Source organism: Acinetobacter entericus (assembly GCF_026168575.1).
In the GTDB taxonomy this organism is placed as follows: Bacteria; Pseudomonadota; Gammaproteobacteria; order Pseudomonadales; family Moraxellaceae; genus Acinetobacter; species Acinetobacter bouvetii.
Map to the genome: position 1 here is coordinate 39,974 of NZ_JAPEQW010000004.1, position 24,372 is coordinate 64,345.

Sequence of the window (24,372 nt, forward strand, 5' to 3'; positions counted from 1 at the left end):
CATTAGATGTCTGAAAGATCGATGCCGATACGGGCAGCGACTTCTTCATACGCTTCAACTACACCGCCTAAGCCTTGGCGGAAACGGTCTTTATCCAGTTTTTTCTTGGTGTCTTTATCCCACAGGCGGCAGCCGTCTGGAGAGAATTCATCACCTAAAACGATACGGTCATGGAACACGCCGAATTCAAGTTTAAAGTCCACCAGCAGCATGCCGCCAGCAGCAAATAATTCTTTAAGCACGACGTTTACTTTATAAGTCAGCTCTTTCATTTGAGCCAGCTGTTCAGCAGTAGCCCAGCCTAAAGAAATCGCCTGAGATTCGTTGACCATTGGATCGCCCAGCGCGTCATCTTTAAAGAACAGTTCAAACGTAGGCGGAACCAGTTCTTTGCCTTCTTCAACACCCAGGCGGCGGCATAATGAGCCCGCTGCGTAGTTGCGTACGACACATTCAACAGGAATCATTTTCAATTTTTTGACTAAAACTTCAGTCGGAGAAAGAAGCTTTTCAAAGTGCGTTTCAATGCCGGCAGCAGCCAATTTTTCCATGATAAAGGCGTTAAAACGGTTGTTCACCTTACCTTTACGATCCAGCTGTTCGATTTTCTCGCCGTTGAATGCGGATGCATCATCACGGAAGACTAGGATGAGGTGATCTGCGCTGTCTGTTTCATAAACAGATTTCGCTTTACCAGTATAGAGCAAGGTTTGTTTTAACATGGAGGGAACCTTTTTCAAAAAAAATGCCTAGAAGTGTCTAGGCTGGCCAATTTTGGTAAATCTGAGTTAACAGGTCTGCAGCGGTTTGTTTGTCTGCAAAACTGTTATCGGCATTGAACACAGCAAGGCTGTTGCTGGACCCAGCAGATGAAAGTCTTAAAATATAGGTTTGCTGATCGACTTTAACAGTTACTTCGTAACGGTTTTTGCTTTGAGCAACGACGGTATGATTAAGGCTGCTGAGGGTAGCAAGCGTGTATTGCCAAATTGTAGCAGAATTCCCATCGATTTTGAGCAATGGATTCTGATTTCCGTCTGTGACCAGCTGAGGACGGCCGATAGCAGCTTCTTCGGCCTGGCCGGCATCAGAGATGGCGTGTTCCTGATTTTCATCAGGACGCGGCAGGGAAAAACGGTTGCCTTTCTGATTTTCCAGTTTAGGGGCATGCTCAATAGCAAGCTGATCAACCGTTGGAGCAGGATACAGCGGCGTTGCAGGACGAACCATGGAGCCTTCAGGATATTGCAGCGGATTAAGCTCGGTCGTGTCTTTGTAGTCCAAGGTGCCATTGTTAAAGGCGAGGGAACTGCAGCCGGCTAAACTGAATACAGAAAGCGCAAGGGTTAATCCTAAACGTAATTGCATAATATTTTGCTCTTTATTGAATAACGCCCGCATCGGCTAATGCTTCATGAAGCGGTGCGCGGTATTGTTCTGCTAGCGGAGTTAACGGCAAGCGGATGCCTGCGCCGATTAAGCCCATGTCATGAAGTGCCCATTTCACAGGAATCGGGTTGGATTCGCAAAATAGAATATTGTGTAAATTTGCAACTTTGGCATTCAGCAGTTCAGCGCCAGCCGCATCGCCGGCAATCGCAGCTGCGCAGACTTCGCTCATTGCTTTTGGCGCAACATTGGCTGTTACAGAAATATTGCCCTGCGCGCCTAAGCCCATCAATTGGTAAGCAGTTGCATCATCGCCTGAATAAACAGTCATGTCTTTGCCTTTTAAGCCTTCAATCAGGGCTTGACCGCGCGGCACATCGCCGGTGGCATCTTTAATGCCGACAATTTGCGCAATGTCAGCCAGGCGGATCACGGTTTCGTTTTCCATGTCGACGCCTGTACGGCCAGGGACGTTATAAAGAATCATCGGCATGTCAGCCGCTTCAGCAATGGCTTTATAGTGCTGGAACAAGCCTTCCTGCGTCGGTTTGTTATAGTACGGCGTTACCAGCAGGGCAGCGTCCGCCCCCAGCTCTTTAGCTTCTTTGGTCAGCTCAATCGCTTCATGGGTAGAGTTTGCGCCAGTGCCGGCAATAATCGGAATGCGCTTGTTGGCCACACGGATGATTTCTTTGATCACTTGCGTATGTTCAGCCATGCTTAGCGTTGATGCTTCGCCTGTGGTGCCGACGGCAACAATGCTGTTGGTGCCTTGGGCGATATGCCACTCAACCAGCTTCTCTAGACCCTTCCAATCTACGCTTCCATCTTCAAACATGGGGGTGACGATTGCGACAATTGAGCCTTGAATGGTCTGTGCTTGCTGAGTCATTTTGAAAAAAATCCTATTTGTCCATCCGAAGTGAAGTTTGGGAAACATGAATTTGGATGGGTTCGTATTTTGATTTATAGCAAAATCAATGCGCTTCATGGCGGCTGAATAATGCTTATGCAAATTATGACTGATCGTAAGCATAAGAACAATATGCTTTAGTCAAAGCCATAAAATTCTTTATACAAAGCCTATTTAAAACAAGCAAGCGGATATTCTGTGAAATTTACACAAAGGCGGGGTGATCAAAGAAAACGCGGCAGGCAGTCCATTTGAGCGTACTCAGTTGCGGCGTGCTGCCTGAAGTGAACTGCTGTAATGGTGCCGAAGCGATGAAAAACTGGAAATCCGTGCTTTTTACTCAAGTTTTAAGAGGAAAAAAGGATGAAGATAGATCTGAAAGCTATCCAATTTTGAATGTTCCATCATTAAAATGATCAATAAAAACTACCTTAATAATCTATTTAAAATATAAAGCACTCGCTCTGCTAATGTGCCGGCTTTGGCATTTCAGCGCTGATTTGAAACGATGAGCGGCTAAAACTCCGGCTTCAGCCTAGAGTTCAGTTATTGTTTTTATGACTTTATTCGATCCGTAAAAAAACGCTAAAAAATCCATTATTTAAAGTTAAACCTGAGTAAAAGGTTCAACTTATTGATAGTTATTTTATACAGCACGCTCATAGATGATGGAATTCTAATTTGAACACTGATTGAACAAGGATTCTACAATGGAAAAATCAGACAATAAACACGCTATTGTCACGGTAGCCATCTGTTTCCTGATTGCGGTCATTGAAGGCCTGGATATTCAGGCGGCCGGCATTGCCGCTGCAGGTATCCGTGAGGACTTTGGTTTGGACAAATCGCAGTTGGGTGTGTTTTTTAGTGCAGGGATTCTAGGCTTATTGCCTGGCGCACTGGTTGGTGGCCGTGTTGCAGACCGGATTGGACGCAAGAAAGTCCTGATCTGCTCTACGGCAGTGTTTGCTTTATTTACGCTATTCACAGCATGGGTCAACAGTTTCCACAGCTTATTGGCGGTACGTTTTCTCGCTGGCGCTGGCCTTGGCGCAGCCATGCCGATTCTGATTACGCTGGCGTCTGAAGCGGTCACGCCGCAAAACCGCGGCCGCGCAGTGGGCTTGATGTACTGCGGCATGCCGGTCGGCGCAGCCATTCTGTCACTCATTGCGACGACGGACTTTGGCGCAAACTGGAAAAACGTATTCTATTTAGGCGGCTTATTGCCAATCATTGTGATTCCACTAATGATGTGGCTGCTTCCTGAATCGAAAGAATATTTGAAGACCAAAGAACTGGCTGAAAATGCAACTGCTGCAGAAGCTACACCTCAAGGTTCTTTCAAAGATCTATTCAATACTGAAAACCGCACGCGTACTTTCTGTATTTGGGTAAGCTACTTCTTCACGCTGATGGTGGTATACATCATGCTGAGCTGGTTGCCATCTCTATTCACAGAACTTGGCTTTACACGTAAAGACGGTGCAACAGCACAGTTCTACTTCATGGTGAGTGCAACAATCGGTACGATCATTTTAGGCATGCTGACGGACCGTTGGAAAAAAGCCTACGTGATTGTTTTGATGTACGGCGGTATTTTGGCTGGCCTATTTGCCCTCAATGGCGCGGGTTCATTAACGCAAATGTACATGGCTTCCGCTTTGGTTGGCGCATTTGTGATTGGCTGTCAAGGCGTGCTGTATGCGTTTGGCGGTATTGTGTATCCGACTGAAGTGCGTGGCACAGGTGTCGGCGTCGGTTCAGCGGTTGGCCGTATCGGAGCGATGCTTGGGCCGGCTATTGCAGGCCAGCTGCTGGCTGCAGGCTTTGGCGCAGCGGGAGTCATTTCTGCGGCGATTCCATGCATTATTATCTCTGCAATCGTTATGCTGCTGCTGGTACGCCGCGTACCGCAGTAAAAGCAGCAAGGCTGTAAAGATTTTTGACAAGGCCCGCTGATGCGGGCTTTTTTGTTTGCGGAGGTTCACCTGCAGCTAAACGCATGCGCAAGTGAACACATGCCGGATTTGCCCTGAACAGTCAGCAAAGCAGAAAAACGGTCATTCCATTTTACGGAGGAAGCCTGAATACTTAAGGCTTTTCAGCTATGCTGAGAAGCAGTCAGCAATGAATAAGAAAATGGAAAGAGCATTATGCAAAACAATAGCGCACTGATTATTGTCGATGTGCAGCATGGATTTACCCCTGGCGGCAATTTAGCAGTCGCCCATGCAGACCAAATTATTCCAGCGATCAACCAGCTGGCGCAGTATTTTGACAATGTGGTGCTGACTCAAGACTGGCATCCTGCCGATCATATTTCCTTTGCCGAAAATCATGCAGGCCATCAGCCTTTTGATACAATTCAGCTGCCTTATGGCGCGCAGGTTTTATGGCCTGCGCATTGCGTGCAGGGAACACATGATGCAGCACTGCATCAGGACTTGAATGTGCCGCATGCGCAGCTGGTGATCCGCAAGGGTTTTCATACAGGCATCGACAGCTATTCTGCCTTTATGGAAGCGGATCACCGCACCTCTACCGGACTTGCCGGATATTTGAAAGAGCGCGGGATTGATACGGTCTTTGTGGCGGGCATTGCAACCGATTTTTGTGTCGCGTGGACGGCGATGGATGCCTGCAAGCTGGGATTCCGTTCTTTTGTCATAGCAGATGCCTGCAAAGGCATTGATTTGAATGGATCTTTGCAGCATGCGTGGCAAGAGATGCTGGCGCAAGGCGTGAAGCGCATCTATACAAAAGATATTGTCAGTTTGCATGAAACGGTATAGTTTCAGCTCCAATAGAATATGACAGATGAATGTAGGTATCTTGCAGGATGCCTTTTTCATCTGCCTGCAGGAGGGGAGCGCATGGCCGCTTTTTTGAGCTTTAATCAGTGGATACAGAAAACTTTTGCGTTATGGGTCGTGCTGCTTTCTGGCATTGCGCTGTGGATGCCTGAACTGTTCATTTGGCTGAAAGCCTATATTCCGTGGGTGCTGGGCATCATTATGTTTGGCATGGGAATGACCATGACCGCCGCCGATTTTAAAGGCGTGCTGCAAAGCCCTAAAGCGGTACTGATTGGCGTGGCTGCGCAGTTTATTGTTATGCCTGGATTAGCTTATGTATTGTGCAAAGCTTTTGCTCTACCTGCAGAAATTGCCGTAGGCGTGATTTTGGTCGGCTGCTGCCCTGGCGGGACTGCTTCCAATGTCATCACTTATATGGCCAAAGGCAATACGGCTTTATCTGTGGCATGCACTTCGGTCTCAACGATTTTGGCGCCGATTTTAACGCCTGCCATTTTTTATTTATTAGCCAGCCAATGGCTCGAGATCAATGCAGTTTCTATGCTGCTGTCTATTTTGCAGGTGGTGCTGTTTCCGATTTTGCTGGGCTTGATTGCGCGCAGCCTGTTTAAGCGTCAGGTTGAATCTTATATCCAAGTGATGCCGCTGATCTCGGTATTGGGGATTGTCGCGATTGTGGCGGCGATTATTGCTGGCAGCAAAGCGCAGATTTTAGAGTCTGGCCTGTTGATTTTGTGTGTGGTGATGCTACATAACGGTTTGGGCTATCTGCTGGGTTTCTGGGCCAGCAGGCTGCTGCATTTGCCTTACGCTGACTGCAAAGCGGTTGCCATTGAAGTGGGGATGCAGAATTCCGGCTTAGGGGTTGCGCTGGCGGCAGCGCATTTCGCAGCCTCACCTGTGACGGCAGTGCCCAGCGCTATTTTCAGCTTATGGCATAATATTTCAGGGCCTGCTTTGGCCAGCTATTGGGCCAGTAAAACAGAACCCGCACAGCAGAAAGCCCTGCAGGATGCATCTTCATCGGAAGCGCCTTAGCGCTGTTTTTATTACAGAAAAATGACGGCTTTCCTGCTGAAATCCGCCCGTTTCGAACAGCTGTAACATGTTTGTCATAAAGTCTGCCTAACATGCCTTCCCGTAAGCTTTATAACAGACTGTTGCAAAACAGCATTGAGAGGGTATGCAAAATTTTCAGCATTCATCGGAGACTTATTTCAACCGCGAATTATCGCTTTTTGAATTTAACCGCCGCGTGCTTGCGCAGGCGCAGGATTCCCGCCTGCCTTTATTGGAACGCTTAAACTTCCTGATTATTTTTGCGCGGAATCTGGATGAGTTCTTTGAAATCCGCATCGCGGGCTTAATGAAGCAGCTGGATTTGAATGCAATTGCCCGTACGCCCGATGCATTGCCCACTGAGGTTGTGCTGCAGGCGCTGTCTCAAGCGGTGCATGAGTCCGTTAAAACGCAGTATGGCATCTTAAATCAGGCGATTTTGCCGGCGCTGCAGAATCAAGGCATTCAATTTATTCAATATCAGGATATTGAAGAAAAGCACAAGCCATGGATTGCCAATTTTTTTGCCAAAGACGTACAGCCGGTATTAACGCCAATCAGTTTAGACCCTTCACATCCTTTTCCGCGCCTGGTGAATAAAAGCCTGAATTTTATTGTCAGCCTGGAAGGCAAAGATGCTTTCGGCCGTGAAATTGCCATGGCGATTGTGCCTGCGCCGCGCTCCTTGCCGCGCCTGATTCATCTGCCTGCTGAAGTTGCCGGAAGTGCTGACGCGCAAATTTTTTTAACGGCTATTATTCAGCAGCATATCAGTGACTTATTTCCCGGCATGCGGGCGACCGGCTGTTATGCCTTCCGCGTCACCCGCAATGCAGATTTGATTCTGTCAGAGGATGTCGATGACTTGGCTGTGGCATTGAAAGATGAATTGTCATCGCGCCGTTTTGGACGCGCAGTGCGTTTGGAAATAGAAGAGGATTGCCCTGCCGGCATTATTCAGTATCTGCTGGATGAATTTGATCTGAGCGAACAGGAGCTGTACCGCATTCATGGCCCGATCAATCTATCGCGCTTAAGCTCCAGTTTTGACCGCCCTGAGCTGAAGTATCCGCTGTTCACGCCGATTATTCCAAAAATCTTCCGCAAGCAGCAGAGCATGTTTGACATTTTAAAGGCGCAGGATGTGCTGCTGCATCATCCTTTTGATTCGTTCCAGCCGGTGATCAGCTTGCTGAAAGAAGCCGCCAAAGATCCCAAAGTGCTGGCGATGAAGCAAACCCTGTACCGCAGCGGGCCGGATTCTGAAATTGTGCAGGTGCTGGCGGAGGCCGCCCGCAACGGCAAAGAAGTGACAGCAGTGATTGAGCTGCGCGCGCGCTTTGATGAAGAGTCCAATATTATGGTGGCGAATATTCTGCAGGAAGCGGGCGCCGTCGTGGTGTACGGCATTGTCGGCTATAAAACCCATGCCAAAATGATTTTGATTGTGCGCCGCGAAAGCGGTCAGCTCAGGCGCTATGTGCATTTGGGTACCGGCAATTACCATGCGGGCAATGCCCGCATGTATACCGATTACGGCCTAATGACCACACAGCCTGAAGTGTGTGAAGATGTGCACCGCATGTTTCAGGAATTGACAGGCATGGGTAAAATGGCCAAATTAAAAGCCTTGCTGCATGCGCCGTTTACCTTGCATAGTGAACTGCTGCGGCTGATTGATCAGGAAATTGCATTTGCGCAGGCGGGTAAAACAGCCCGCATCATCATTAAAGCCAATGCGCTGACGGAGCCGCAGCTGATTGCGGCGCTGTACCGCGCTTCAGAAGCCGGCGTCAAAGTTGACCTGATTATCCGTTCCATCTGCTGCCTGATTCCGCAAGTTAAGGGCATGTCGGACAACATCCATGTACGTTCCATCGTCGGGCGCTTTTTAGAACATACCCGCGTGTACTATTTTGAGCATGGCGGCGAGAAAAAACTGTACTGCGCCAGTGCGGACTGGATGGGCCGCAATTTATTCTCCCGGGTGGAAACCTGTTTCCCGATTCTAGATGCCCGCCTGAAAAAGCGTATTTTCAAAGACGGCTTGATCAATTATCTGCAGGACAATCAAAATGCATGGGAGCTGCAGGCGGACGGCCATTGGAAAAAAGCAGCCTGCACTGATCCTGCTCAGGCGCATAGCGCGCAGCGCCTGCTGATGGAGCAAAAACTGCTGAAAGTCTAAGGCCGGTTCCGCTGTCTTATCTCCATAAAAAAAGCCTGAACAGTGTCAGGCTTTTTTTATGTCTTATCGCAGTTTAAGAGGCTTTAGACTGCTTGGATTTTAAAATTTCGGTGCGGAAGCTTTGCGCCAGCTCGGCCGCATCGCTGTCCATGCCATTGACCATAAAGGCATGGCGGGTCAGCACGTTGGTTGGATTTGGCAGGCTGACCAGCTGGAAGTGTTCTGAAATTTCCTTCAGCAGTTCATTGGGCACGTGCACGGCGCTTTCTTTGGCCGACAGCTGCTGCACCAGGCGTTCAGCGGCTTGCACTGCTGACAGCTGCATCGCTTCCACGGCGCTGGATACCGCGCTGCGGGTTTGCAGCACAAAGCGTTTTTCTTCTCGGTAGCGCTTGTACAGCACATCAGACAGCAACTGGAAGACTGCGCCGATCATGGCTAAGCACTGCAGGGCATTGGGCTTATCGGCTGCAATGCTGATGGTTGCGCCCTGATCATCAAATTTATGCACCGTGCAAATATCGGAACTGTTCAGCTTGTAATGCTGTACGCACAGTTCAGCCGTTTTATTCAGGAAAATCTGGCATAAATTAAAATACGGCACAGAAACGGTCGTGTTGACCGTATCCAGCAGCTGTTTAGGATCGTAGAACTGAATGTTCAGCGCTAAATCATTGCTGTCGACCACTGCAGGCTTGCTTTCTTTGATCTTGGCTTTGTGCTGCGCATTCTGCTGCGCCTGCGCAATCGCGACAGCCGCGTTATGCTTTTCCTGCTCCAGCGCTTGGGTCAGCGTTTGAATTTCATGCTTCAGGCGGGATTCATTGTTGATGCGCGCCAAATATTCGCTTCGGCTTGGACGGGCAATCGCGCGGTAAGCCAGCCAAAGCAAGCCGTGAACAAACAGCGATGCCAGAATCGCCAGCCACTGTGTCCGCAGAATTTCGCCAATGCTGGGTTTAATTAAGGTGATTTCCACAGTGCCGACTTTCTTTTCATTTTGCAGCGCATCGCGGACAAAGACCTCGCCAGCGCGGGTTTTGGTTAAACCGCCGGTTGCCAGCACTTGATTATCCGCATTTAAAATACGGATAGAAGCCACGCTCGGGTTGGTGGCATAGCGGTCTGCCAGCAGCGCCAGAGAGACGGTATTCGCGGGCTCCATTTCAGAAATGCTGTCCGTGACCAGCTGGCTGGTCATGAGCTGGCCCTGACTGGCGCGGTTTTCATTCAGCTGGTGAGTTGTTGCCAGTACCAGTAAAAAGGTATGAAAAGCAAAACTTATAATCAGTAGGCTAGCAAATAGCCCTTGTCTAGGCGCATTCAACGTAAACTTCCAAGGCAATTCAGTTCATTTTCGATTATGATTCTCACAATAGTTGCAGCTCAGACCCGAGTCACTTCATGCGAGAAATCATTCTTATTTCATTTTTAGGACCTGACCAGCCTAATCAATTCACACGATTAATGCAGGTTCTTTCCGTTCATTCCTTACAAATTCTAGATGTTGGCCAAGCCGTCATCCATAACCAGCTGACTTTAGGTATTGTTGTATCGTCTGATGATCAAACTGCGACAGCATTAGCCATGAAGGAAATACTGATTCTAGCACATGATATCGGCTTAACTGTGCGCTTTAAACCGATCTCTGCAGCAGAATATGACCAATGGGTGAGTGAGGGAGGGCGTACACGCTATATCGTGACGGCTTTGGCGCCAGAACTGACGGCTTCGCACTTACAGGCGGTTACAAAAATCGTCTCTAATCAAGGCTTCAATATTGAAACCGTGACCCGTTTATCCGACCGTCCCGAGCTGAATGGACAGCAGAATGGCCCGAAACGCGCCTGCGTTCAATTTGGCCTGAAAGGGCAAATGCTGGATGCCGCGGCGATGCGCGCAGCTTGCCTGCGCCTGTCTGCAGAGTTGAGTGTTGATGTTGCGGTGCAGGAAGACAATGCTTACCGCCGCAACCGCCGTTTGGTCTGCTTTGATATGGATTCGACCCTGATTGAGCAGGAAGTGATTGACGAGCTGGCGATAGAGGCGGGTGTCGGGGCGCAAGTGGCGGAAATTACAGAACGCGCGATGCAGGGCGAGCTGGATTTTCAGCAAAGTTTCCGCGCGCGCGTTGCGCTGCTGAAAGGCATGGATGCGTCTGTGCTGCCGAAAATCGCCGAACGCCTGACCATTACAGAGGGTGCCGAACGCCTGATTTCAACCCTGAAAGCATTGGGCTACCGTACCGCTATTTTATCTGGCGGTTTCCAGTATTTCGCTGAGTATCTGCAGGAAAAATTAGGGCTGGATGAAGTGCATGCCAATGTTTTGGATGTGCAGGATGGCGTTGTCACTGGCGAGGTGAAAGGCCATATTGTGGATGGCGCGCGCAAAGCCCTGCTGCTGACCAATATTGCCAAAGAAATGGGCATTTCTGTAGAGCAGGCGATTGCTGTGGGTGATGGCGCGAATGACCTGCCGATGCTGTCGATTGCAGGCTTGGGCGTGGCTTTCCGTGCGAAGCCGCTGGTACGCCAGAATGCCAATCAGGCGATTTCCAGTGTGGGATTAGATGGTGTGCTGTACTTATTGGGTGTACACGATAAAGATTTAAACCGTGCATAGAAAATGACAGGGTGATGAAAATGCGGCGCTGGCGCCGCATTTTTTTTGTCCATTTGCAGTGAAAGCCGACCAGCGGTAATTGAAAATAGCTGAGAAAAACAACGGTTAAGCTCATCTGAAAAAATAATTTTTTAATGCATAAAAGCCGTGTTTATTTTGTAATGACACGCCAAGCGGGATGGAATCATTGTTCCAGAAAAAGCGGAAAACGGAAAAATGTAATGACAAAATAATATTACGACAAGCTATGTCGCTTACTCAAAATACAAGACTTTTTTTATGCAAAAAACTCCTCATAATGCATGCATAGAGATTGAGATCGACAATATTCCATTGATTCATTTAACGGTATTTTTCGGCAGAAGGGCAAAGCAAATGCATGCAGGTTCTGCCGTATGACGGAGGTTTTTATGGTAACAGCGAATTTAGCAACCATCATTGGCATGGGTTTAATTGCCACTGCGTTGATTGCTGTTTTCTTCTCGCCTTATCGTCGCTGGTTAAGTTTTATGCTGGCTGGGATGCTGGTTTGGGGACTGATTGAAGTCATTCGTTTTGGCACGCAAACGGTGTTTGAATTGCCAATAGCCTACAGCTATCTGACCGCAATGGCTTCTGCGATGGTGGTGTTTAGTTTAGTTTTACTGCGCGAAGACCGCCGTGCAGAGCGCGCTGTAGCCAACCGCCGCTATATAGAGCATACCCCTGTGTATGAAGATGAGCAGCGGTGCTCTAGCCGTTAAGTCCTAAAAACAGTTTGTTAAGAAATGCGCCTTGGGGCGCATTTTTTATCTATTGCGCCTCGATAATTATTGTACAAAGCCATACGCCTGAAATTAGAAGTTATGGTAGGATGAGGCAGTCAATTTTCCAACAATTACAATAGGCTCAAAGTCATGAAACTATCGTCAATCCCTGTCGTAAAGCTGCCGCTGGTTGATGTCAGCACGGATCCGCTGGATTTGCTGGTTGCTGGTTTAGCGCTGCGCATGAAGCAGCTTGCGCGCACCAGCCCTAAATTTATTGAATTGGTTCATGAGCGCCAGTTCCGTATCCAGATTGGCACAGACTTAGGTGTTGCGCGCCAGATTATTGTAAATAATGGACAAATTGACACAGTATCAGGCGATGCTGAAAAAGCCGATTTTATCTTGCAGTTTGCGGACAGCGAGCAAGGCGTTAAAACCTTAATGAAAGGTGACCCAACGGCATTCATGACAGGCATGCAAAACGGCAGCATTAAAATGGAAGGCGACTTTGGCTTATTGGTGTGGTTTAACAAAGTGGCGAAACTGATCCCGCCTAAATTGCCGAAACCGGTGAAAGAAAAAATTAAAATTGCCCGCCGTTTTATTAAAGAAAAAACCGGCAAGTAAGTTTTACTTCCCTAACCCCCTTCTTTTTTAAAGAAGGGGTTAGAGAAGGATTAAAAAAAGCCCTCATCTGGAGGGCTTTTTTGTGTCTAGCGCTTATTCAACTTCTAAATTGAAGGTCACGGGGCCGTCATTGACCAAATGTACTTTCATGTCTGCGCCGAAAATACCGGTTTGCACATTTTCAAATTGGCTTTTTGCATAGCCGACCAACTGTTCGTACAGCGCTTTGGCTTCGCTGGGCGGCATGGCTGGGCCAAAATCAGGGCGCAGGCCTTTTTGGGTTTGCGCCATCAGGGTGAATTGCGAGACCAACAGCAGTCCGCCGCCGGCTTGACTGACATTCCAGCCCATTTTGCCTTGTTCATCATCAAAAAAGCGGTATTTTAAAATCTTATCAATCAGCTTTTGGCCCTTTTCTAAAGTATCGCCTTTTCCGATGCCTAGAAAAACTAAAATTCCGTGTTGGATTTCTCCTGCAGTCGCACCGTCTACAACCACTTTGGCTTCTAGAACACGCTGAAGCAATGCACGCATATTGGACTCAAATGATGATGGAAAACGCAGGCATTGTAGCAAAAAAGAGTCAAGGCTAAGGAAAGAGGGCGGTTTTTATTCTTTGATAAACTGCTGATTTTATCTGATAAAATTTTAAACAATTTGAAAATACGATTAAATTCATAAAAATAATCTGTTTTATCTATTTTTTGAATATCAGTATCTTTGCGCTGCAGGAAAGGTATTTAACAGAGAGATTAAGACGATGTTTAAGCGTTCTTTATTGGTTGCGATGTTCACATCAGCAACAGCAGCGGCTCAAGCTGCGCCATTAACCAAAGATAATGGCGCTCCGGTAGGCGATAATCAAAATTCAATTACTGCTGGCCCGCAGGGCGGCACAATGCTTCAAAATGTGCAATTGGTGCAAAAGCTGCAGCGCTTTGGCCGTGAACGCATTCCTGAGCGTGTGGTGCATGCGCGCGGTACAGGCGCTTATGGTGAATTTGTTGCGACGAAAGATTTGTCTGACATTACTCTGGCATCATTGTTCAAAGCGGGCACTAAAACGCCAGTATTCTTACGTTTCTCGACTGTAATTCACGGTAAGGGCTCACCAGAGACTTTACGTGACCCGCACGGTTTTGCCATCAAGTTCTATACACAAGAAGGCAACTGGGACTTAGTGGGCAACCAAACGCCAGTCTTCTTCATCCGTGATGCGATCAAATTCCCTGACTTCATCCATGCCATGAAGCCAAGCCCAATCAACAACGTTCAAGACGCAAACCGCGTATTTGACTTCCTGTCGAGCCAGCCATGGGCCACCAATATGCTGACTTATGTGTATGGCAAGCAAGGCGTGCCAACCAGCTACCGCGAACAAGACGGCTTTGGCGTGCATGCTTACAAGCTGTATAACGGCAAAGGCGAATTCAAATACGTTAAATTCAACTTCCGTTCTCAGCAAGGCGTGAAGGGTCTGAACGTCAAAGAAGCTGCTGAGCAGCAAGCTAAAGATTTCAATCATTTAACCAATGATCTGTATGCCAATATCAACAAAGGCAACTTCCCGAAATGGGATCTGTATGTTCAGATTTTAGATCCGGAAGATTTCGTGAAATTTGATTTTGATCCGCTGGATCCAACCAAAATTTGGCCAACTGACATCGTTCCTGAAACGAAAGCCGGTACTTTGACGCTGAACCGCATGCCGAAGAACTTTTTCCAAGAAACCGAGCAGTCTGCGTTTGCGCCAGGCAACTTGGTTCCTGGTATTGAACCGTCTGAGGACCGATTGCTGCAAGGCCGCATCTTCTCTTACTCAGATACGCAAATGTACCGTCTGGGCGCAAACCACCAGCAAATTCCTGTAAACCGTCCAGTAGTTGCAGTCAGCAACAACAACCAGGACGGCTATATGAACACTGGCATGCGTGATTCTGATGTGAACTATGAGCCAAGCCATAAAGAGCCTAAAGCAGCAACTGAGAAAGCGCGTGCAGTGCAAACACCATTGACTGGCACAGTGCAGCAAATCGGCACGAAAGAGCAAAACTTCAAGCAAGCGGGCGAGCTTTACCGTTCATACGCGGCCAAAGAAAAAGACGATTTAATCATGAACCTGGCTGCAGATCTGGGCAATGTGAAAGATTCTGAAACCAAGCACATCATGCTGTCTTATTTCTATAAAGCAGACGCAGACTACGGCATGCGCATGACTAAAGCGGTGAAGGGCGACATGGCCATGGTTAAAGCCAAAGCGGCAAAACTTCAAGACTGATTCTGATCGGCCTTTGAATTGGTGACTAGGGTCTCGCAATCACCTCCGAAAAGTCCTGTAGAACTCCAAACCTTTCCTGCACCCTAGGGGGAGTTTTACAGGCGCTCAATATGATTGACTGCATTTGAGCCTAGTTTTTAATTAAGATTTGATTTCTGTTGGAGTTCATCATGAAAGCTGTGCAGCATTTGACTTTAGCCAGTCTTCTCGCGTTTGGCTCCGCATTCGCAAACGTGGCAATCGCGGAAGATATCTCCCCCGCTAAACCTGCTGCAAGCGATCAGATGACCTCACAACAGGAATTGATTGACATCTTCTTTGCCGCGGCCAAAACAGGCAATCAAGAGGTTATCAATGAGTTCCTTAAGCATGGTTTCCCTGTTGATGTGCGCAATGCTGCTGGGTTCACGCCCTTAATGATGGCGACGTATTATGGCCATCAGAGTACTGTCACCTCGCTATTGGCGCATGGCGCAGACCGCTGCGCCCGAGACAGCAAAGGCAATACCGCACTGATGGGCGCTTTATTCAAGATGGAATTTTCCATTGCCAAGCAGCTGCGCAAAGTCGACTGTGACGCCAATGCGCAAAAGAGCGGGCAGAAAACCGCAGCTGAATTCGCGCAGGTAATTGGACAGGAAAAACAGCTGTGGCAAATTATTGCGTCCCTGGAAAAAGATTCAGCGAAAGGCATGAAATGATCTTGCAGGCGCGCTGAAACTTTGGTCTAGAATTCAATTAGCTGTACGTAAAACTTGCAATATCGCCGGGCAAAGTATGCTTTAATGCAAAAAGCACAGCGAAATTTCCAGAGATATGGCTCCAATCATTCAATCCTTGCTAGACACTGACTTGTACAAATTCACCATGCTTCAGGTGGTGCTGCATAAATTTCCGCAAACCCACAGTGTTTATCATTTCCGTTGCCGCAACCTTGAAGACACCGTTTATCCGCTGGCGGATATTCTGGATGATTTGAATGAACAGCTGGACCATCTGTGCCAATTAAAATTTAAAGAAGATGAACTGCTGTATTTGCGCAGCCTGCGCTTTATTAAAAGCGACTTTGTCGATTATCTGGAACTGTTCCAGCTGAAGCGCCGCTTTATTAAAGCCGGCATAGACAGCGAAGGGCGTTTGGACATCTGGGTGGAAGGCCCAATGGTGCAGGCCATGATGTTTGAAATTTTTGTTTTGGCGATCGTCAATGAACTGTATTTCCGCCGCATCCGTACAGAGGGCGTATTGGCTGAAGGCGAGCGCCGCCTTGCCGCCAAGATTGAGCTGCTGAAACAATATGAAGCGGCACAAAACCCCAATGATCCGCCATTTTTAGTGTCTGATTTTGGAACACGCCGCCGCTATAGTTTTGAGTGGCAAAAGCATGTGATTGAAGAATTTAACCAAGCCTCGCCGTATATTTTCCGCGGCACCAGCAATGTTTTGATTGCGAAAGATTTGAACATTACGCCGATCGGCACCATGGCGCATGAATTTTTACAAGCCTTCCAGGCGCTGGATGTGCGGCTGCGCAATTTTCAAAAATCGGCGCTGGAAACTTGGGTGCAGGAATACCGGGGCGATCTGGGCATTGCATTGACGGATGTGGTCGGCATGGATGCGTTCCTGCGCGATTTTGACCTGTATTTTGCCAAACTGTTTGACGGCCTGCGCCATGACAGCGGCGATCCCTATGAATGGGGCGATAAAGCCTATGCGCATTATAAAAAATTAAAAATTGATAGCAAAACCAAAATGCTGACGTTCAGTGACGGCTTGAATCTGGAAAAAGCCTGGGATCTGCATCACTATTTCAAAGGCCGTTTTCAGGTCAGCTTTGGCATCGGCACCAATTTGACCAATGACATGGGGCAAACCCCGCTGAATATCGTATTGAAGCTGGTGGAATGCAATGGCCAGTCTGTCGCTAAAATCTCGGACAGTCCAGGCAAAACCATGACCGATAACGATACCTTTCTGGCGTATTTGCGCCAGGTCTTTGATATTCAGGAAGAGCAGGCTTAAGCGCTGCAATTTCCGCAAAAGCTGAACTGCGGTTCGGCTTTTTTTATATCTGAAATTTTGCAAAAGGAATGCAAAAATTCAGAATAATAGTGAAATGCAGTTATGCTAAGATCGAAGCTCAGTAGATGGATGAATAGTCGAATCGCGATGGCTGATGCTGTATTAAATTTAGGATTGCTCATTGAAGCAGAAGAGCTGGCGCCCTATTTGGGCCATGAAAAATTAAGGATCATCGATTTGTGCCGCCGTTCGGTATATGAACAGCTGCATATCCCGCAGGCCGTTCATGTCAAGCCCAGTCTGCTGGTGCGCCAGGAAGAGCAGGCGACAGGCCTATTGCCGGATCAGGCGGGCTTGGAGGCGCTGATCCGCCATTTAAACATCAGCCCAGATCATCATGTCGTGGCCTATGACGACGAAGGCGGTGCATGGGCAGGGCGCCTGATTTGGAATTTGCATTGCTTAGGCTTTGAAAATACCAGTTTACTGAATGGCGGCATTCATGCATGGCTGGGCGCAGGCCTGCCGACTTCTTCTGATGCTGGAACGGCGCCGCCTGTAGAAAATCTGGTTTCTGTTAACTTAAAATATAAGAATCAGTATCATACAAGCTATGATCAGCTTCTGGAAAAGGTCAGCCAAAATGCGGTGCAAGTCTGGGATTGCCGCACAGAAGATGAATATACCGGCTTGCGTTTGGCTGCGCGACGCGGCGGTCACGTTCCGGGGGCGCGTCATTTTGAATGGAGTACTGCCCTAAACCGGGAAAATCATTTAAAATTGCATCCCTTGGAACGCACGCAGCAGCGCTTAGAACAGCTGGGATTCAATATAAATGAACCCGTGGTGGTTTACTGTCAGTCACACCACCGCTCAGGGCTTGCCTATATTTTAGGGCGCCTGCTGGGCTGGAATATTCAAGCTTATGATGGTGCGTGGAGCGAATGGGGCAATCGTTTAGATAGCCCTGTCATTACTGGAGAGTTGCCGTCTTGAGCATCACATCACGATTAAAAAAACAAATTTTCATTCAAGCGCAGCGTGTTGTGCCGCAGCACAAGCTGTCCCGCGTGATTGGCAAAGTCGCTGCCAGTGAAAACCCGGTACTGAAAAATGCGGTGATTACTGCATTTAAAGCGCAATATGGCATTGATATGTCGATTGCGGAACAAAGCAACGCTTTAAAATTCAAATCCTTCAATGAGTTTTTTACCCGTTCGCTGAAAGACGGCGTGCGTGAAATTGATGCCGATGCATCCAGCATCGTGTCTCCCGCAGACGGCGCGATTTCCCAGCTGGGTAAAATTGAAGAAGGCGATATTTTTCAGGCTAAAGGGCAATACTTTTCGGTAGAAAAGTTGATTGCCGATCCGCAGCTGGCAGAGCCGTTTAAAAATGGCCAATTCGCGACGGTCTACCTGTCTCCGAAAGATTATCACCGTGTGCATATGCCGTTTGCCGGCACATTGACTGAAACCTTGTATGTGCCGGGGGAGCTGTTTTCTGTAAACCAGACCACTGCGGAAAACATTCCAGGCTTATTTGCGCGCAATGAACGCATGGTCTGCCTGTTTGATACCGAACTGGGCCGTATGGCGGTGGTTTTAGTGGGTGCAATGATTGTGGCCGGCATTGAAACAGTGGCCACTGGCAAAGTGAAGCCGACAGGCCGTTTAGAATTGAATCAGCACAATTTGTTCTTGGAAAAAGGCGCGGAATTGGGCCGATTCTATTTGGGCTCCACTGCTGTGGTGTTATTTGAAGAAAATAAAATGCAGTGGGATGCTGAATTGAAAGCCAATTCTCCGGTAGTGATGGGCAAAGCCATGGGGCATGCGCTTTCATAAAGTTCCCCACCCTTTGATAAAGGAGGGGCTAGGGGAGGATTATGCTGTATATATAAATCCCCCCTCATTCCCGCTTTCATGAAGAGGGAAGTAAAAGCAAAAAAAGCGCCTTTCAAGGCGCTTTTTGATTGAATCCGCTCAGCGTTTCACGACAATCGAATCAATGCCGCTATGCTGCAGGGTTTGCTGTGCAATCACAGCAGCTTCTTGCGAATCATAAGGGCCAGAGACCACACGGTACCAAACCTTTCCGTTTTCAGTGGTTTGCACCACATCTGCCGATAAGCCGTTCAGAATAATTTCTGCGCGGCGCGCATCGGCCTGATCCGGGTCATCATAGCTGCGCACTTGCAGAATATAATTGGGCGCCTGTGCAGGAGCGCTGGCTTGCAGGCTAGGCTCTGCTGCGCTTGCAGCAGGGCTTTCCTTAGGCGCTTCCACAATGACGACGGTCCCTTGATTTTTAGTTTCAGGGATGGCCTCTTCAGGAATTGGCGTGACTTGCTGCTGCGGCAGAAGGTCATAAAAACGGTAGTCTTTATTGGTTTCTTCCGGCGCGTGTTCAGACGTAATCTGATTTTTCGGCTTCACAGGTTCCCACGGTTTCCAGAGCATCAACGCCACTACAAAACTTAGGATGATCAAAATAATCGCCAATGTTCCCAGCCACGCTGGAATTAAAGGCTTTTTCGGCTTATTTGGCCGCTCAGATACACCGCGCTGCGTTTTTCCAAACACGTGGGAACCTCATTATTTTAATAAATATGCCTCAAGAGGCATGGTTTTCAGCTCTATCGCTGTATGGCTCTGCACTGCCCGATGAATACCGCGAAAGTATTCATCGGGAGCGGCGCCCTACATCGCTTCCGGTGCAGATACGCCTAACAGCTCTAAGCCATTGCGGATGACTTGCTGTACGTTTACAGACAGCAATAAGCGCGCTTGAGATAAGGCAACGTTTTGTTCATCTAAAATTTTGACATCTTCTTGAGCATACCAGCCATGGAAAGACGCGGCCAGTTCTTTCAAGTAGTTGCCAATTTGATGCGGCTCATAGTTATTGGCTGCGCGTGTAACAATTTCAGGATACGCGGCCAGTTTTGCCAAAATTTCAGTTTCAGTGTCTGAAACCAAAAGTGATGCGTCATAGTTTGCTAACTGGCTGCGGTCAAATGGAATATTTTTTTCAGGCGCGCGAATATCCACCATGCGGTTCACACGCGCATGTGCATATTGAATGTAATACACCGCATTATCCTTGCTTTGTGACACAGCAAGGTCTAAGTCAAAATCAATGTGCTGTTCAGATTTGCGCATGACATAGTAGAAACGCGCTGCATCGTTGCCCACTTCTTTACGAAGGTCGCGCAAAGTGACGAACTGGCCTGAACGCGATGACATTTGCACCATTTCGCCGCCGCGCCATAAGCTGACAAACTGCACTAACAGGACAGTCAGTTTTTTCGAGTCATAGCCCATTGCATCAATGGCGGCTTTAACACGGGCAATATAGCCATGGTGGTCAGAACCCCAAATGTCTACGATGTCGGTATAGCCGCGCTGCAATTTATTCAGGTGGTAGGCAATGTCAGAAGCGAAATAAGTGGTTTGACCGTTGCGGCGCTTGACGACGCGGTCTTTTTCATCGCCAAACTCAGTCGATTTGAACCAGATGTTGCCGTCTTTTTCATATAAGAAGCCGCGCTGATCCAGTGTTTGCAGCGCTTCTTCAATTTTTTCAGTCAGCGATGCTTCACTGAACCATTGATTGAAAGTTACGCCAAATTCGCCGAGGTCATCTTTAATGTCGTCTAAAATCGCTTTTAATGCCGCCTGGTGGAAGACGCGGTAGCCTGCGCCTAAATGGTTTTGCGCATTATGGATCAAACCGTCAATGTGCTTTTCTTTGTCGCCTGACAGCACCACTTTATTGCCGTCGGCATCTAATTCTGCAGCGTACTGAATATCTTCGGGCACATCTTTGTAGATATCCGCCACTGGACGCACGTATGCGTCGCCGTCTTGATCAATAATGCTTTGCGCGATTTCTTTTACATAGTCGCCTTGGTAGGCATTTTTCGGGAAGACCAATTCTTGGCCGGTTAATTCGAGGTAACGCAGGTAAGTTGATGTGGCTAAAATGTCCATTTGACGGCCAGCGTCGTTGACATAATATTCACGGTCAACTTTTGCGCCTGTTGCTTCCAAAAGGTTAGCAACGGTCATGCCGTAAGCTGCGCCGCGGCCATGGCCTACATGCAGGCTGGACGTCGGGTTGGCGGAAACGAATTCAACTTGAATGCGTTTGCCCGCATTGGCTTGGGTGCGGCCAAACTGATCTTTTTGCGCCTGAATCTGTTCCAGCACTGCAAAGCGCTGATTAGCGTTTAAGAAAAAGTTGATAAAGCCGGGGCCCGCGATCTCTGCTTTGCTGATGTCTGCAACTTCCGGCAGGCTGGCCAGAGTTTTTTCCGCCAAATCACGCGGCTTCATACCGGCAGCTTTGGACCCGATCATGGCAATATTTGAGGCAAAGTCACCGTGGCTTCGGTCTTTGGTACGCGTCAATGTGCTGGTATTTTTCCAGTCAGATGGGAGTACACCTTCAGCTTGAAGGGATTGCACTGCATGGTCGAGCGCTGCTTGGATTGCCGTATTCATAATCAGTCGAAAAATAAATGTCGCAGAAAAACAGCAAATATAGCAAATTTCAGACTCTTTAGGTGAACCCATTTGCTGCGAATAAATAATATTCGATAAAAATATCTGGTTGCTTATATCGAATGAGGGCGATATATATGAATATGCAATCAATCCGCGCTTCAGGCCAGACCGATATGACTCAACAGCACCCTCCTGAAAGCCCTAAAATTATAGGGAAGATTCCCAAACTTTCTGCACGCTGGGCAGCCATTGTTGTGCCGTTTATTTTGTCCTGCCTGATGAGCGGCATCATCTCTTTTGTGAATATGCTGCGCAACTTGGGCTGGTTTGACGGCTTTATTGCCCTTTGGCTGCACAACTGGATGATTTCATGGGCGATTGCCTTTCCAATTGTCGTCACCTTGCTGCCGTTTGTACGTAAATTTGCCAGTTTGCTGGTGGATATGCGTCCGCCGCACTAAGCGCTGGGCGGAATGCTTTAGGGCTCACGGCAGCTGACGGGCTTTTGCAATAATTCCGCTTGATTGTTTTGGAAGGCATAGAGTTTGGATGCATTAAAAATTTTAATGTTTTTGGCCGGCATCAGCGCTCTCTTAAAGTTTTCCAGCTTTTTGGCATGGTGCTGATCAAAAGGATTGCCAAAGTTTTTGTTGTCCAGTAAAAATTGAACGGTGCCCGCACTGTCGTCATAGGCGTTAAGCAGCGCCTTGCCATCTGCGCCGCTCAGGCTGAAAGAGGGGCGCTGGTTGGTGATTTTGCAATTCAGGCGCAATGATAAAATCACGTTCTGATCTGATTTATTTTGCAGATCCGCCGTGCCTTGCTGCGCATTTTCAAGATAGACCCACTGATTCGTCGGCAGATGATTCAGCAGTTTTTCCAGCCGCAGCTGAGCGGCTTTGCTGACTTCAGCGGTGCCTTCCACATGAAGCTCTGGTTTTTTTTCTTTGCCGAGAAGCGCTAGAACCTGATCCGGCCATGCCGCGCTGTGCTGAGAAATGCGCTGACAGCCTGTCAATGCCGGAAAAGTCAACACGGCAGAAAGCGCAAAGACATGAAATTTGTTGGGCATAGTTCAATCTTATTGTTGTTGTCCCCGTATCTCAGGGAATAATTTTATTGAATCAGAATGTTATTTTAGCCGAGAATTCTGAGAATGCTGAAACGCGGCGGCCAGCTTAGCGATTTTCAGGCGAAAGTACAAATTTCATGGATTCATCACGCAAGCCTGATAACTATTTTAATCAAGGACAGCACGTTACAGCGCGACTTCCACAATCGCGCGGATAATTCCGAGAATCAGGCCAATAAAGGCGCCAACCACCACGCCATTGACCCGGATCATGTGTAGGTCTCCGCCGACTTCATTTTCAATTTTGCCGATCATTTCACTGGAATCCCATTCATGAATGCGCTGGCTGATAAAGCGGATGACTTTTTCACTGTACTGACCGGACAGGCTGATGGCGACATCGCTGAGTTTGTCATTCAGCAGCTGGCGCACGGCAATATTGGAAATCATATTTTCGCCCACCTGCTGAATGGCCACGCGCAGGTTTTGCGCAACGCCGGAATCCGCTTTCTGCAAATCGGCTTTGATGGCGTCGCATAAAATCACCACGGCGCCGCTGATAAAATTCAGCACCTGCGGGCTGTCCAGCAGGGCATCTTTGGTCTGGTTCAGCCGCATGCTGGCTGGGCTGCGATGATCCGCCAGCTCCAGCATCAGTTTCTGTCCGGCCTCTTCGATTTTTCTGCGCCACGGATGTTCCGGGTCCGCCAGCATGGATTCGACCCGTTCAATTAACGAGTCAATGGTGCGCTGCTGCACATCAATGCCAATCCAGCTGGCGCCTTTGGCCAGCTTCCAGACCCCAAGCTCTTTAAACAGCTGGCGGGTCAGATCGCCCGCCTGTTCAGGATGATGCGTCATCCATTCATGCGCCAAATCCAGTCCGCGCTGCAGCACATCCTGATGAAAATCATTTTCCAGCACAGCGCGCAGCATTTCGCTGGCCAAATGGTTTACCTGCGTATTTTTAACCCATTGCACGCTGTTGCTTTGAATAAAGCGCCCGATTTGCTCCTGTCCGACGAATTCAAAAATTTTCGGAACTGTCTGCTGGATGACATCAGTCACCTGCTTGTTGTTGTGCGGATTGGCCAGCCATTTGCCGGCCGCCAGCGATAAATCAATATCCTGCAGGCTGCGTTCCACTACCTGCGGCGACAGAAAGTTTTCCTGCACAAAACGGCCCATGGATTCTGCAATGCGGGCTTTGTTGCGCGGGATGATTTCGGTGTGGTCACGCAGAAATTTCGGGATCGGCATTTTCCCGAACGGGTTGCGGAACAGCACCGTAATGGCATACCAGTCTGCCAGTCCCCCGACGACGCCTGCTTCGGCGGACAGCATTAAAATATGAATCAGCCAGACATGCTCTGGCAGCAGTTTAGCAGCCACCATCAGCGCAAGCCAGGCCAGTACTGCCGTCATGAGAGCAATCGTGGCAAAGCGCTTGCTGCGCTGCAGGTTCGGGGATACGGCGTTCTGGTCTTGATCCATAGGCATGGTGCGTTCTGCGCTCCTATTTTGATTGAGCCGGTTCAGGAGCCGGCAGGACTTCGCCCGTGCTGCTGAGGCCGTACTTCGGGCCTAAAGACTGCAGAATCAGGCGCGCATCAAAAGCATCTTTGGGCGCTGACTTTTCGTTTTTAAAGCATTCAATGGTATAGGCCACTTGCGTCGGGTCTAAGGTGACCACCCGCGGCATGTCATAGAATGGATCGGGCCAAAAGCCTGGATAACGGCGGTAATAGCCATATGGATAAGGTGGTGGCGATGGATAAACGACAGCCTGCCTCGGCGGCTGCTGTGTGCGGTTGCTTGGATCATCCAGCACTTTAAAAAACTGAAAGCCTTTTTGCACCGTGACCTGCGCTGATTTCACCAAGGTAATTTCTTCTGCCGTGCCATAGCTCATATTCGGGCTGGCTTTAAAGCTGATGCGGAAGGTCTGCGCATTCAGCGGGGTGCTGCTGAATTGCCCCAGCTGATCAAAAGTTAAGGGTTTAGAGGGCGTGGTTGCGCAGCCGGCCAAGGTTAAGCTGGCGCCAATAGTAGCTGCAATGAATAATTTTTTCATGCTTTAACCTCCTAAGTGTGGCGGTTGAAGGGGGGAAGAGGCC

Annotated in this window: 23 protein-coding genes; 13 read left to right on the forward strand and 10 right to left on the reverse strand. The window is 48.5% G+C overall.

Features of this window, described 5'->3' with window-relative positions:
- Positions 1-2: 2 nt before the first annotated feature.
- Genes purC through dapA form a run of 3 tightly spaced genes read right to left on the reverse strand, consistent with a single transcriptional unit; the run spans position 3 to position 2,281 of the window.
- Positions 3-722 carry a phosphoribosylaminoimidazolesuccinocarboxamide synthase gene (gene purC / locus OKC24_RS04310; RefSeq protein WP_005006614.1) on the reverse strand — a complete coding sequence of 240 codons (720 nt, stop codon included), beginning with the start codon at positions 720-722 and terminating at the stop codon, positions 3-5.
- 37 nt (positions 723-759) lie between these two features.
- Positions 760-1,368 carry a lipoprotein-34 precursor (NlpB) gene (locus tag OKC24_RS04315; RefSeq protein ID WP_130144311.1) on the reverse strand — a complete coding sequence of 203 codons (609 nt, stop codon included), beginning with the start codon at positions 1,366-1,368 and terminating at the stop codon, positions 760-762.
- 13 nt (positions 1,369-1,381) lie between these two features.
- Positions 1,382-2,281, reverse strand: coding sequence for a 4-hydroxy-tetrahydrodipicolinate synthase (gene dapA / locus OKC24_RS04320; RefSeq protein WP_005006616.1), 900 nt, complete (start codon positions 2,279-2,281; stop codon positions 1,382-1,384).
- Positions 2,282-3,012: 731 nt separating this feature from the next.
- Here dapA and mhpT point away from each other — a divergent pair.
- The 4 genes from mhpT (at position 3,013) to ppk1 (ending at position 8,368) form a co-directional block, all read left to right on the forward strand.
- A complete protein-coding gene (gene mhpT / locus OKC24_RS04325) occupies positions 3,013-4,224 on the forward strand; it encodes a 3-(3-hydroxy-phenyl)propionate transporter MhpT (RefSeq protein ID WP_130144312.1) in 1,212 nt (403 codons plus the stop codon).
- A 234-nt stretch (positions 4,225-4,458) separates the two neighbouring features.
- Positions 4,459-5,097, forward strand: coding sequence for a bifunctional nicotinamidase/pyrazinamidase (gene pncA, locus OKC24_RS04330; protein WP_130144313.1), 639 nt, complete (start codon positions 4,459-4,461; stop codon positions 5,095-5,097).
- A gap of 81 nt (positions 5,098-5,178) precedes the next feature.
- Complete coding sequence (locus tag OKC24_RS04335) at positions 5,179-6,159, forward strand: bile acid:sodium symporter family protein (protein WP_265464838.1); 981 nt, start codon at positions 5,179-5,181, stop codon at positions 6,157-6,159.
- A 145-nt stretch (positions 6,160-6,304) separates the two neighbouring features.
- Positions 6,305-8,368, forward strand: a complete 2,064-nt coding sequence (ppk1, locus tag OKC24_RS04340) for a polyphosphate kinase 1 (RefSeq protein ID WP_265464839.1) — start codon at positions 6,305-6,307, stop codon at positions 8,366-8,368.
- A 73-nt stretch (positions 8,369-8,441) separates the two neighbouring features.
- Here ppk1 and OKC24_RS04345 read toward each other — a convergent pair whose 3' ends face one another.
- Positions 8,442-9,695 carry a hypothetical protein gene (locus OKC24_RS04345; protein ID WP_265464868.1) on the reverse strand — a complete coding sequence of 418 codons (1,254 nt, stop codon included), beginning with the start codon at positions 9,693-9,695 and terminating at the stop codon, positions 8,442-8,444.
- Between the two features lie 77 nt (positions 9,696-9,772).
- Here OKC24_RS04345 and serB point away from each other — a divergent pair, with 77 nt between their 5' ends.
- The 3 genes from serB (at position 9,773) to OKC24_RS04360 (ending at position 12,369) form a co-directional block, all read left to right on the forward strand.
- Positions 9,773-10,993 carry a phosphoserine phosphatase SerB gene (gene serB, locus OKC24_RS04350; protein ID WP_130144316.1) on the forward strand — a complete coding sequence of 407 codons (1,221 nt, stop codon included), beginning with the start codon at positions 9,773-9,775 and terminating at the stop codon, positions 10,991-10,993.
- A gap of 410 nt (positions 10,994-11,403) precedes the next feature.
- Positions 11,404-11,736 (forward strand): AciT family ciprofloxacin tolerance protein, encoded by a 333-nt coding sequence (gene aciT, locus OKC24_RS04355; protein ID WP_005006628.1) that lies wholly within the window; start codon positions 11,404-11,406, stop codon positions 11,734-11,736.
- Positions 11,737-11,889: 153 nt separating this feature from the next.
- Positions 11,890-12,369 (forward strand): SCP2 sterol-binding domain-containing protein, encoded by a 480-nt coding sequence (locus tag OKC24_RS04360; protein ID WP_005006630.1) that lies wholly within the window; start codon positions 11,890-11,892, stop codon positions 12,367-12,369.
- 93 nt (positions 12,370-12,462) lie between these two features.
- On the opposite strand, the gene dtd is transcribed toward OKC24_RS04360, so the two are convergent.
- On the reverse strand, positions 12,463-12,903 hold the full coding sequence (gene dtd, locus OKC24_RS04365) for a D-aminoacyl-tRNA deacylase (RefSeq protein ID WP_265464840.1): 441 nt from the start codon (positions 12,901-12,903) through the stop codon (positions 12,463-12,465).
- 226 nt (positions 12,904-13,129) lie between these two features.
- Here dtd and OKC24_RS04370 point away from each other — a divergent pair, with 226 nt between their 5' ends.
- The 5 genes from OKC24_RS04370 to asd all read left to right on the forward strand — a co-directional run bounded on the left by OKC24_RS04370 (position 13,130) and on the right by asd (position 18,519).
- Complete coding sequence (locus OKC24_RS04370; RefSeq protein ID WP_265464841.1) at positions 13,130-14,647, forward strand: catalase; 1,518 nt, start codon at positions 13,130-13,132, stop codon at positions 14,645-14,647.
- Between the two features lie 170 nt (positions 14,648-14,817).
- Positions 14,818-15,348: an ankyrin repeat domain-containing protein gene (locus OKC24_RS04375; protein ID WP_131277591.1), complete on the forward strand. Its 531-nt coding sequence runs from the start codon at positions 14,818-14,820 to the stop codon at positions 15,346-15,348.
- A 115-nt stretch (positions 15,349-15,463) separates the two neighbouring features.
- Complete coding sequence (gene pncB / locus OKC24_RS04380) at positions 15,464-16,672, forward strand: nicotinate phosphoribosyltransferase (protein WP_005006638.1); 1,209 nt, start codon at positions 15,464-15,466, stop codon at positions 16,670-16,672.
- Positions 16,673-16,819: 147 nt separating this feature from the next.
- A complete protein-coding gene (locus OKC24_RS04385) occupies positions 16,820-17,668 on the forward strand; it encodes a sulfurtransferase (RefSeq protein ID WP_130144523.1) in 849 nt (282 codons plus the stop codon).
- Positions 17,665-18,519: an archaetidylserine decarboxylase gene (gene asd / locus OKC24_RS04390; RefSeq protein ID WP_130144321.1), complete on the forward strand. Its 855-nt coding sequence runs from the start codon at positions 17,665-17,667 to the stop codon at positions 18,517-18,519. Before OKC24_RS04385 ends, asd begins: the two co-directional genes overlap by 4 nt.
- A 138-nt stretch (positions 18,520-18,657) precedes the next feature.
- On the opposite strand, the gene OKC24_RS04395 is transcribed toward asd, so the two are convergent.
- Positions 18,658-19,257: an SPOR domain-containing protein gene (locus OKC24_RS04395; protein WP_130144322.1), complete on the reverse strand. Its 600-nt coding sequence runs from the start codon at positions 19,255-19,257 to the stop codon at positions 18,658-18,660.
- Positions 19,258-19,374: 117 nt separating this feature from the next.
- Positions 19,375-21,180, reverse strand: a complete 1,806-nt coding sequence (gene argS, locus OKC24_RS04400; RefSeq protein ID WP_265464842.1) for an arginine--tRNA ligase — start codon at positions 21,178-21,180, stop codon at positions 19,375-19,377.
- Positions 21,181-21,356: 176 nt separating this feature from the next.
- Here argS and OKC24_RS04405 point away from each other — a divergent pair, with 176 nt between their 5' ends.
- Positions 21,357-21,644 (forward strand): DUF2798 domain-containing protein, encoded by a 288-nt coding sequence (locus OKC24_RS04405; RefSeq protein WP_171457706.1) that lies wholly within the window; start codon positions 21,357-21,359, stop codon positions 21,642-21,644.
- 17 nt (positions 21,645-21,661) lie between these two features.
- Here the strand turns inward: OKC24_RS04405 and OKC24_RS04410 are convergent, their stop codons facing one another.
- The 3 genes from OKC24_RS04410 to OKC24_RS04420 form a co-directional block, all read right to left on the reverse strand.
- Positions 21,662-22,255, reverse strand: a complete 594-nt coding sequence (locus OKC24_RS04410) for a YfjT/YkfB family phage-associated protein (protein ID WP_131277585.1) — start codon at positions 22,253-22,255, stop codon at positions 21,662-21,664.
- A gap of 186 nt (positions 22,256-22,441) precedes the next feature.
- Positions 22,442-23,749: a DUF445 domain-containing protein gene (locus OKC24_RS04415; protein ID WP_131277608.1), complete on the reverse strand. Its 1,308-nt coding sequence runs from the start codon at positions 23,747-23,749 to the stop codon at positions 22,442-22,444.
- A 22-nt stretch (positions 23,750-23,771) separates the two neighbouring features.
- Positions 23,772-24,329 carry a CC0125/CC1285 family lipoprotein gene (locus OKC24_RS04420; RefSeq protein ID WP_131277583.1) on the reverse strand — a complete coding sequence of 186 codons (558 nt, stop codon included), beginning with the start codon at positions 24,327-24,329 and terminating at the stop codon, positions 23,772-23,774.
- Between the last annotated feature and the right edge of the window lie 43 nt (positions 24,330-24,372).

Bases quoted from the DNA above. Each gene is read 5' to 3' on its own strand.
- purC (WP_005006614.1), bottom strand. From the start codon at position 722: ATGTTAAAACAAACCTTGCTCTATACTGGTAAAGCGAAATCTGTTTAT.
- OKC24_RS04315 (WP_130144311.1), bottom strand. From the start codon at position 1,368: ATGCAATTACGTTTAGGATTAACCCTTGCGCTTTCTGTATTCAGTTTA.
- dapA (WP_005006616.1), bottom strand. From the start codon at position 2,281: ATGACTCAGCAAGCACAGACCATTCAAGGCTCAATTGTCGCAATCGTC.
- mhpT (WP_130144312.1), top strand. From the start codon at position 3,013: ATGGAAAAATCAGACAATAAACACGCTATTGTCACGGTAGCCATCTGT.
- pncA (WP_130144313.1), top strand. From the start codon at position 4,459: ATGCAAAACAATAGCGCACTGATTATTGTCGATGTGCAGCATGGATTT.
- OKC24_RS04335 (WP_265464838.1), top strand. From the start codon at position 5,179: ATGGCCGCTTTTTTGAGCTTTAATCAGTGGATACAGAAAACTTTTGCG.
- ppk1 (WP_265464839.1), top strand. From the start codon at position 6,305: ATGCAAAATTTTCAGCATTCATCGGAGACTTATTTCAACCGCGAATTA.
- serB (WP_130144316.1), top strand. From the start codon at position 9,773: ATGCGAGAAATCATTCTTATTTCATTTTTAGGACCTGACCAGCCTAAT.
- aciT (WP_005006628.1), top strand. From the start codon at position 11,404: ATGGTAACAGCGAATTTAGCAACCATCATTGGCATGGGTTTAATTGCC.
- OKC24_RS04360 (WP_005006630.1), top strand. From the start codon at position 11,890: ATGAAACTATCGTCAATCCCTGTCGTAAAGCTGCCGCTGGTTGATGTC.
- dtd (WP_265464840.1), bottom strand. From the start codon at position 12,903: ATGCGTGCATTGCTTCAGCGTGTTCTAGAAGCCAAAGTGGTTGTAGAC.
- OKC24_RS04370 (WP_265464841.1), top strand. From the start codon at position 13,130: ATGTTTAAGCGTTCTTTATTGGTTGCGATGTTCACATCAGCAACAGCA.
- OKC24_RS04375 (WP_131277591.1), top strand. From the start codon at position 14,818: ATGAAAGCTGTGCAGCATTTGACTTTAGCCAGTCTTCTCGCGTTTGGC.
- pncB (WP_005006638.1), top strand. From the start codon at position 15,464: ATGGCTCCAATCATTCAATCCTTGCTAGACACTGACTTGTACAAATTC.
- OKC24_RS04385 (WP_130144523.1), top strand. From the start codon at position 16,820: ATGGCTGATGCTGTATTAAATTTAGGATTGCTCATTGAAGCAGAAGAG.
- argS (WP_265464842.1), bottom strand. From the start codon at position 21,180: ATGAATACGGCAATCCAAGCAGCGCTCGACCATGCAGTGCAATCCCTT.
- OKC24_RS04405 (WP_171457706.1), top strand. From the start codon at position 21,357: ATGACTCAACAGCACCCTCCTGAAAGCCCTAAAATTATAGGGAAGATT.
- OKC24_RS04410 (WP_131277585.1), bottom strand. From the start codon at position 22,255: ATGCCCAACAAATTTCATGTCTTTGCGCTTTCTGCCGTGTTGACTTTT.
- OKC24_RS04415 (WP_131277608.1), bottom strand. From the start codon at position 23,749: ATGGATCAAGACCAGAACGCCGTATCCCCGAACCTGCAGCGCAGCAAG.
- OKC24_RS04420 (WP_131277583.1), bottom strand. From the start codon at position 24,329: ATGAAAAAATTATTCATTGCAGCTACTATTGGCGCCAGCTTAACCTTG.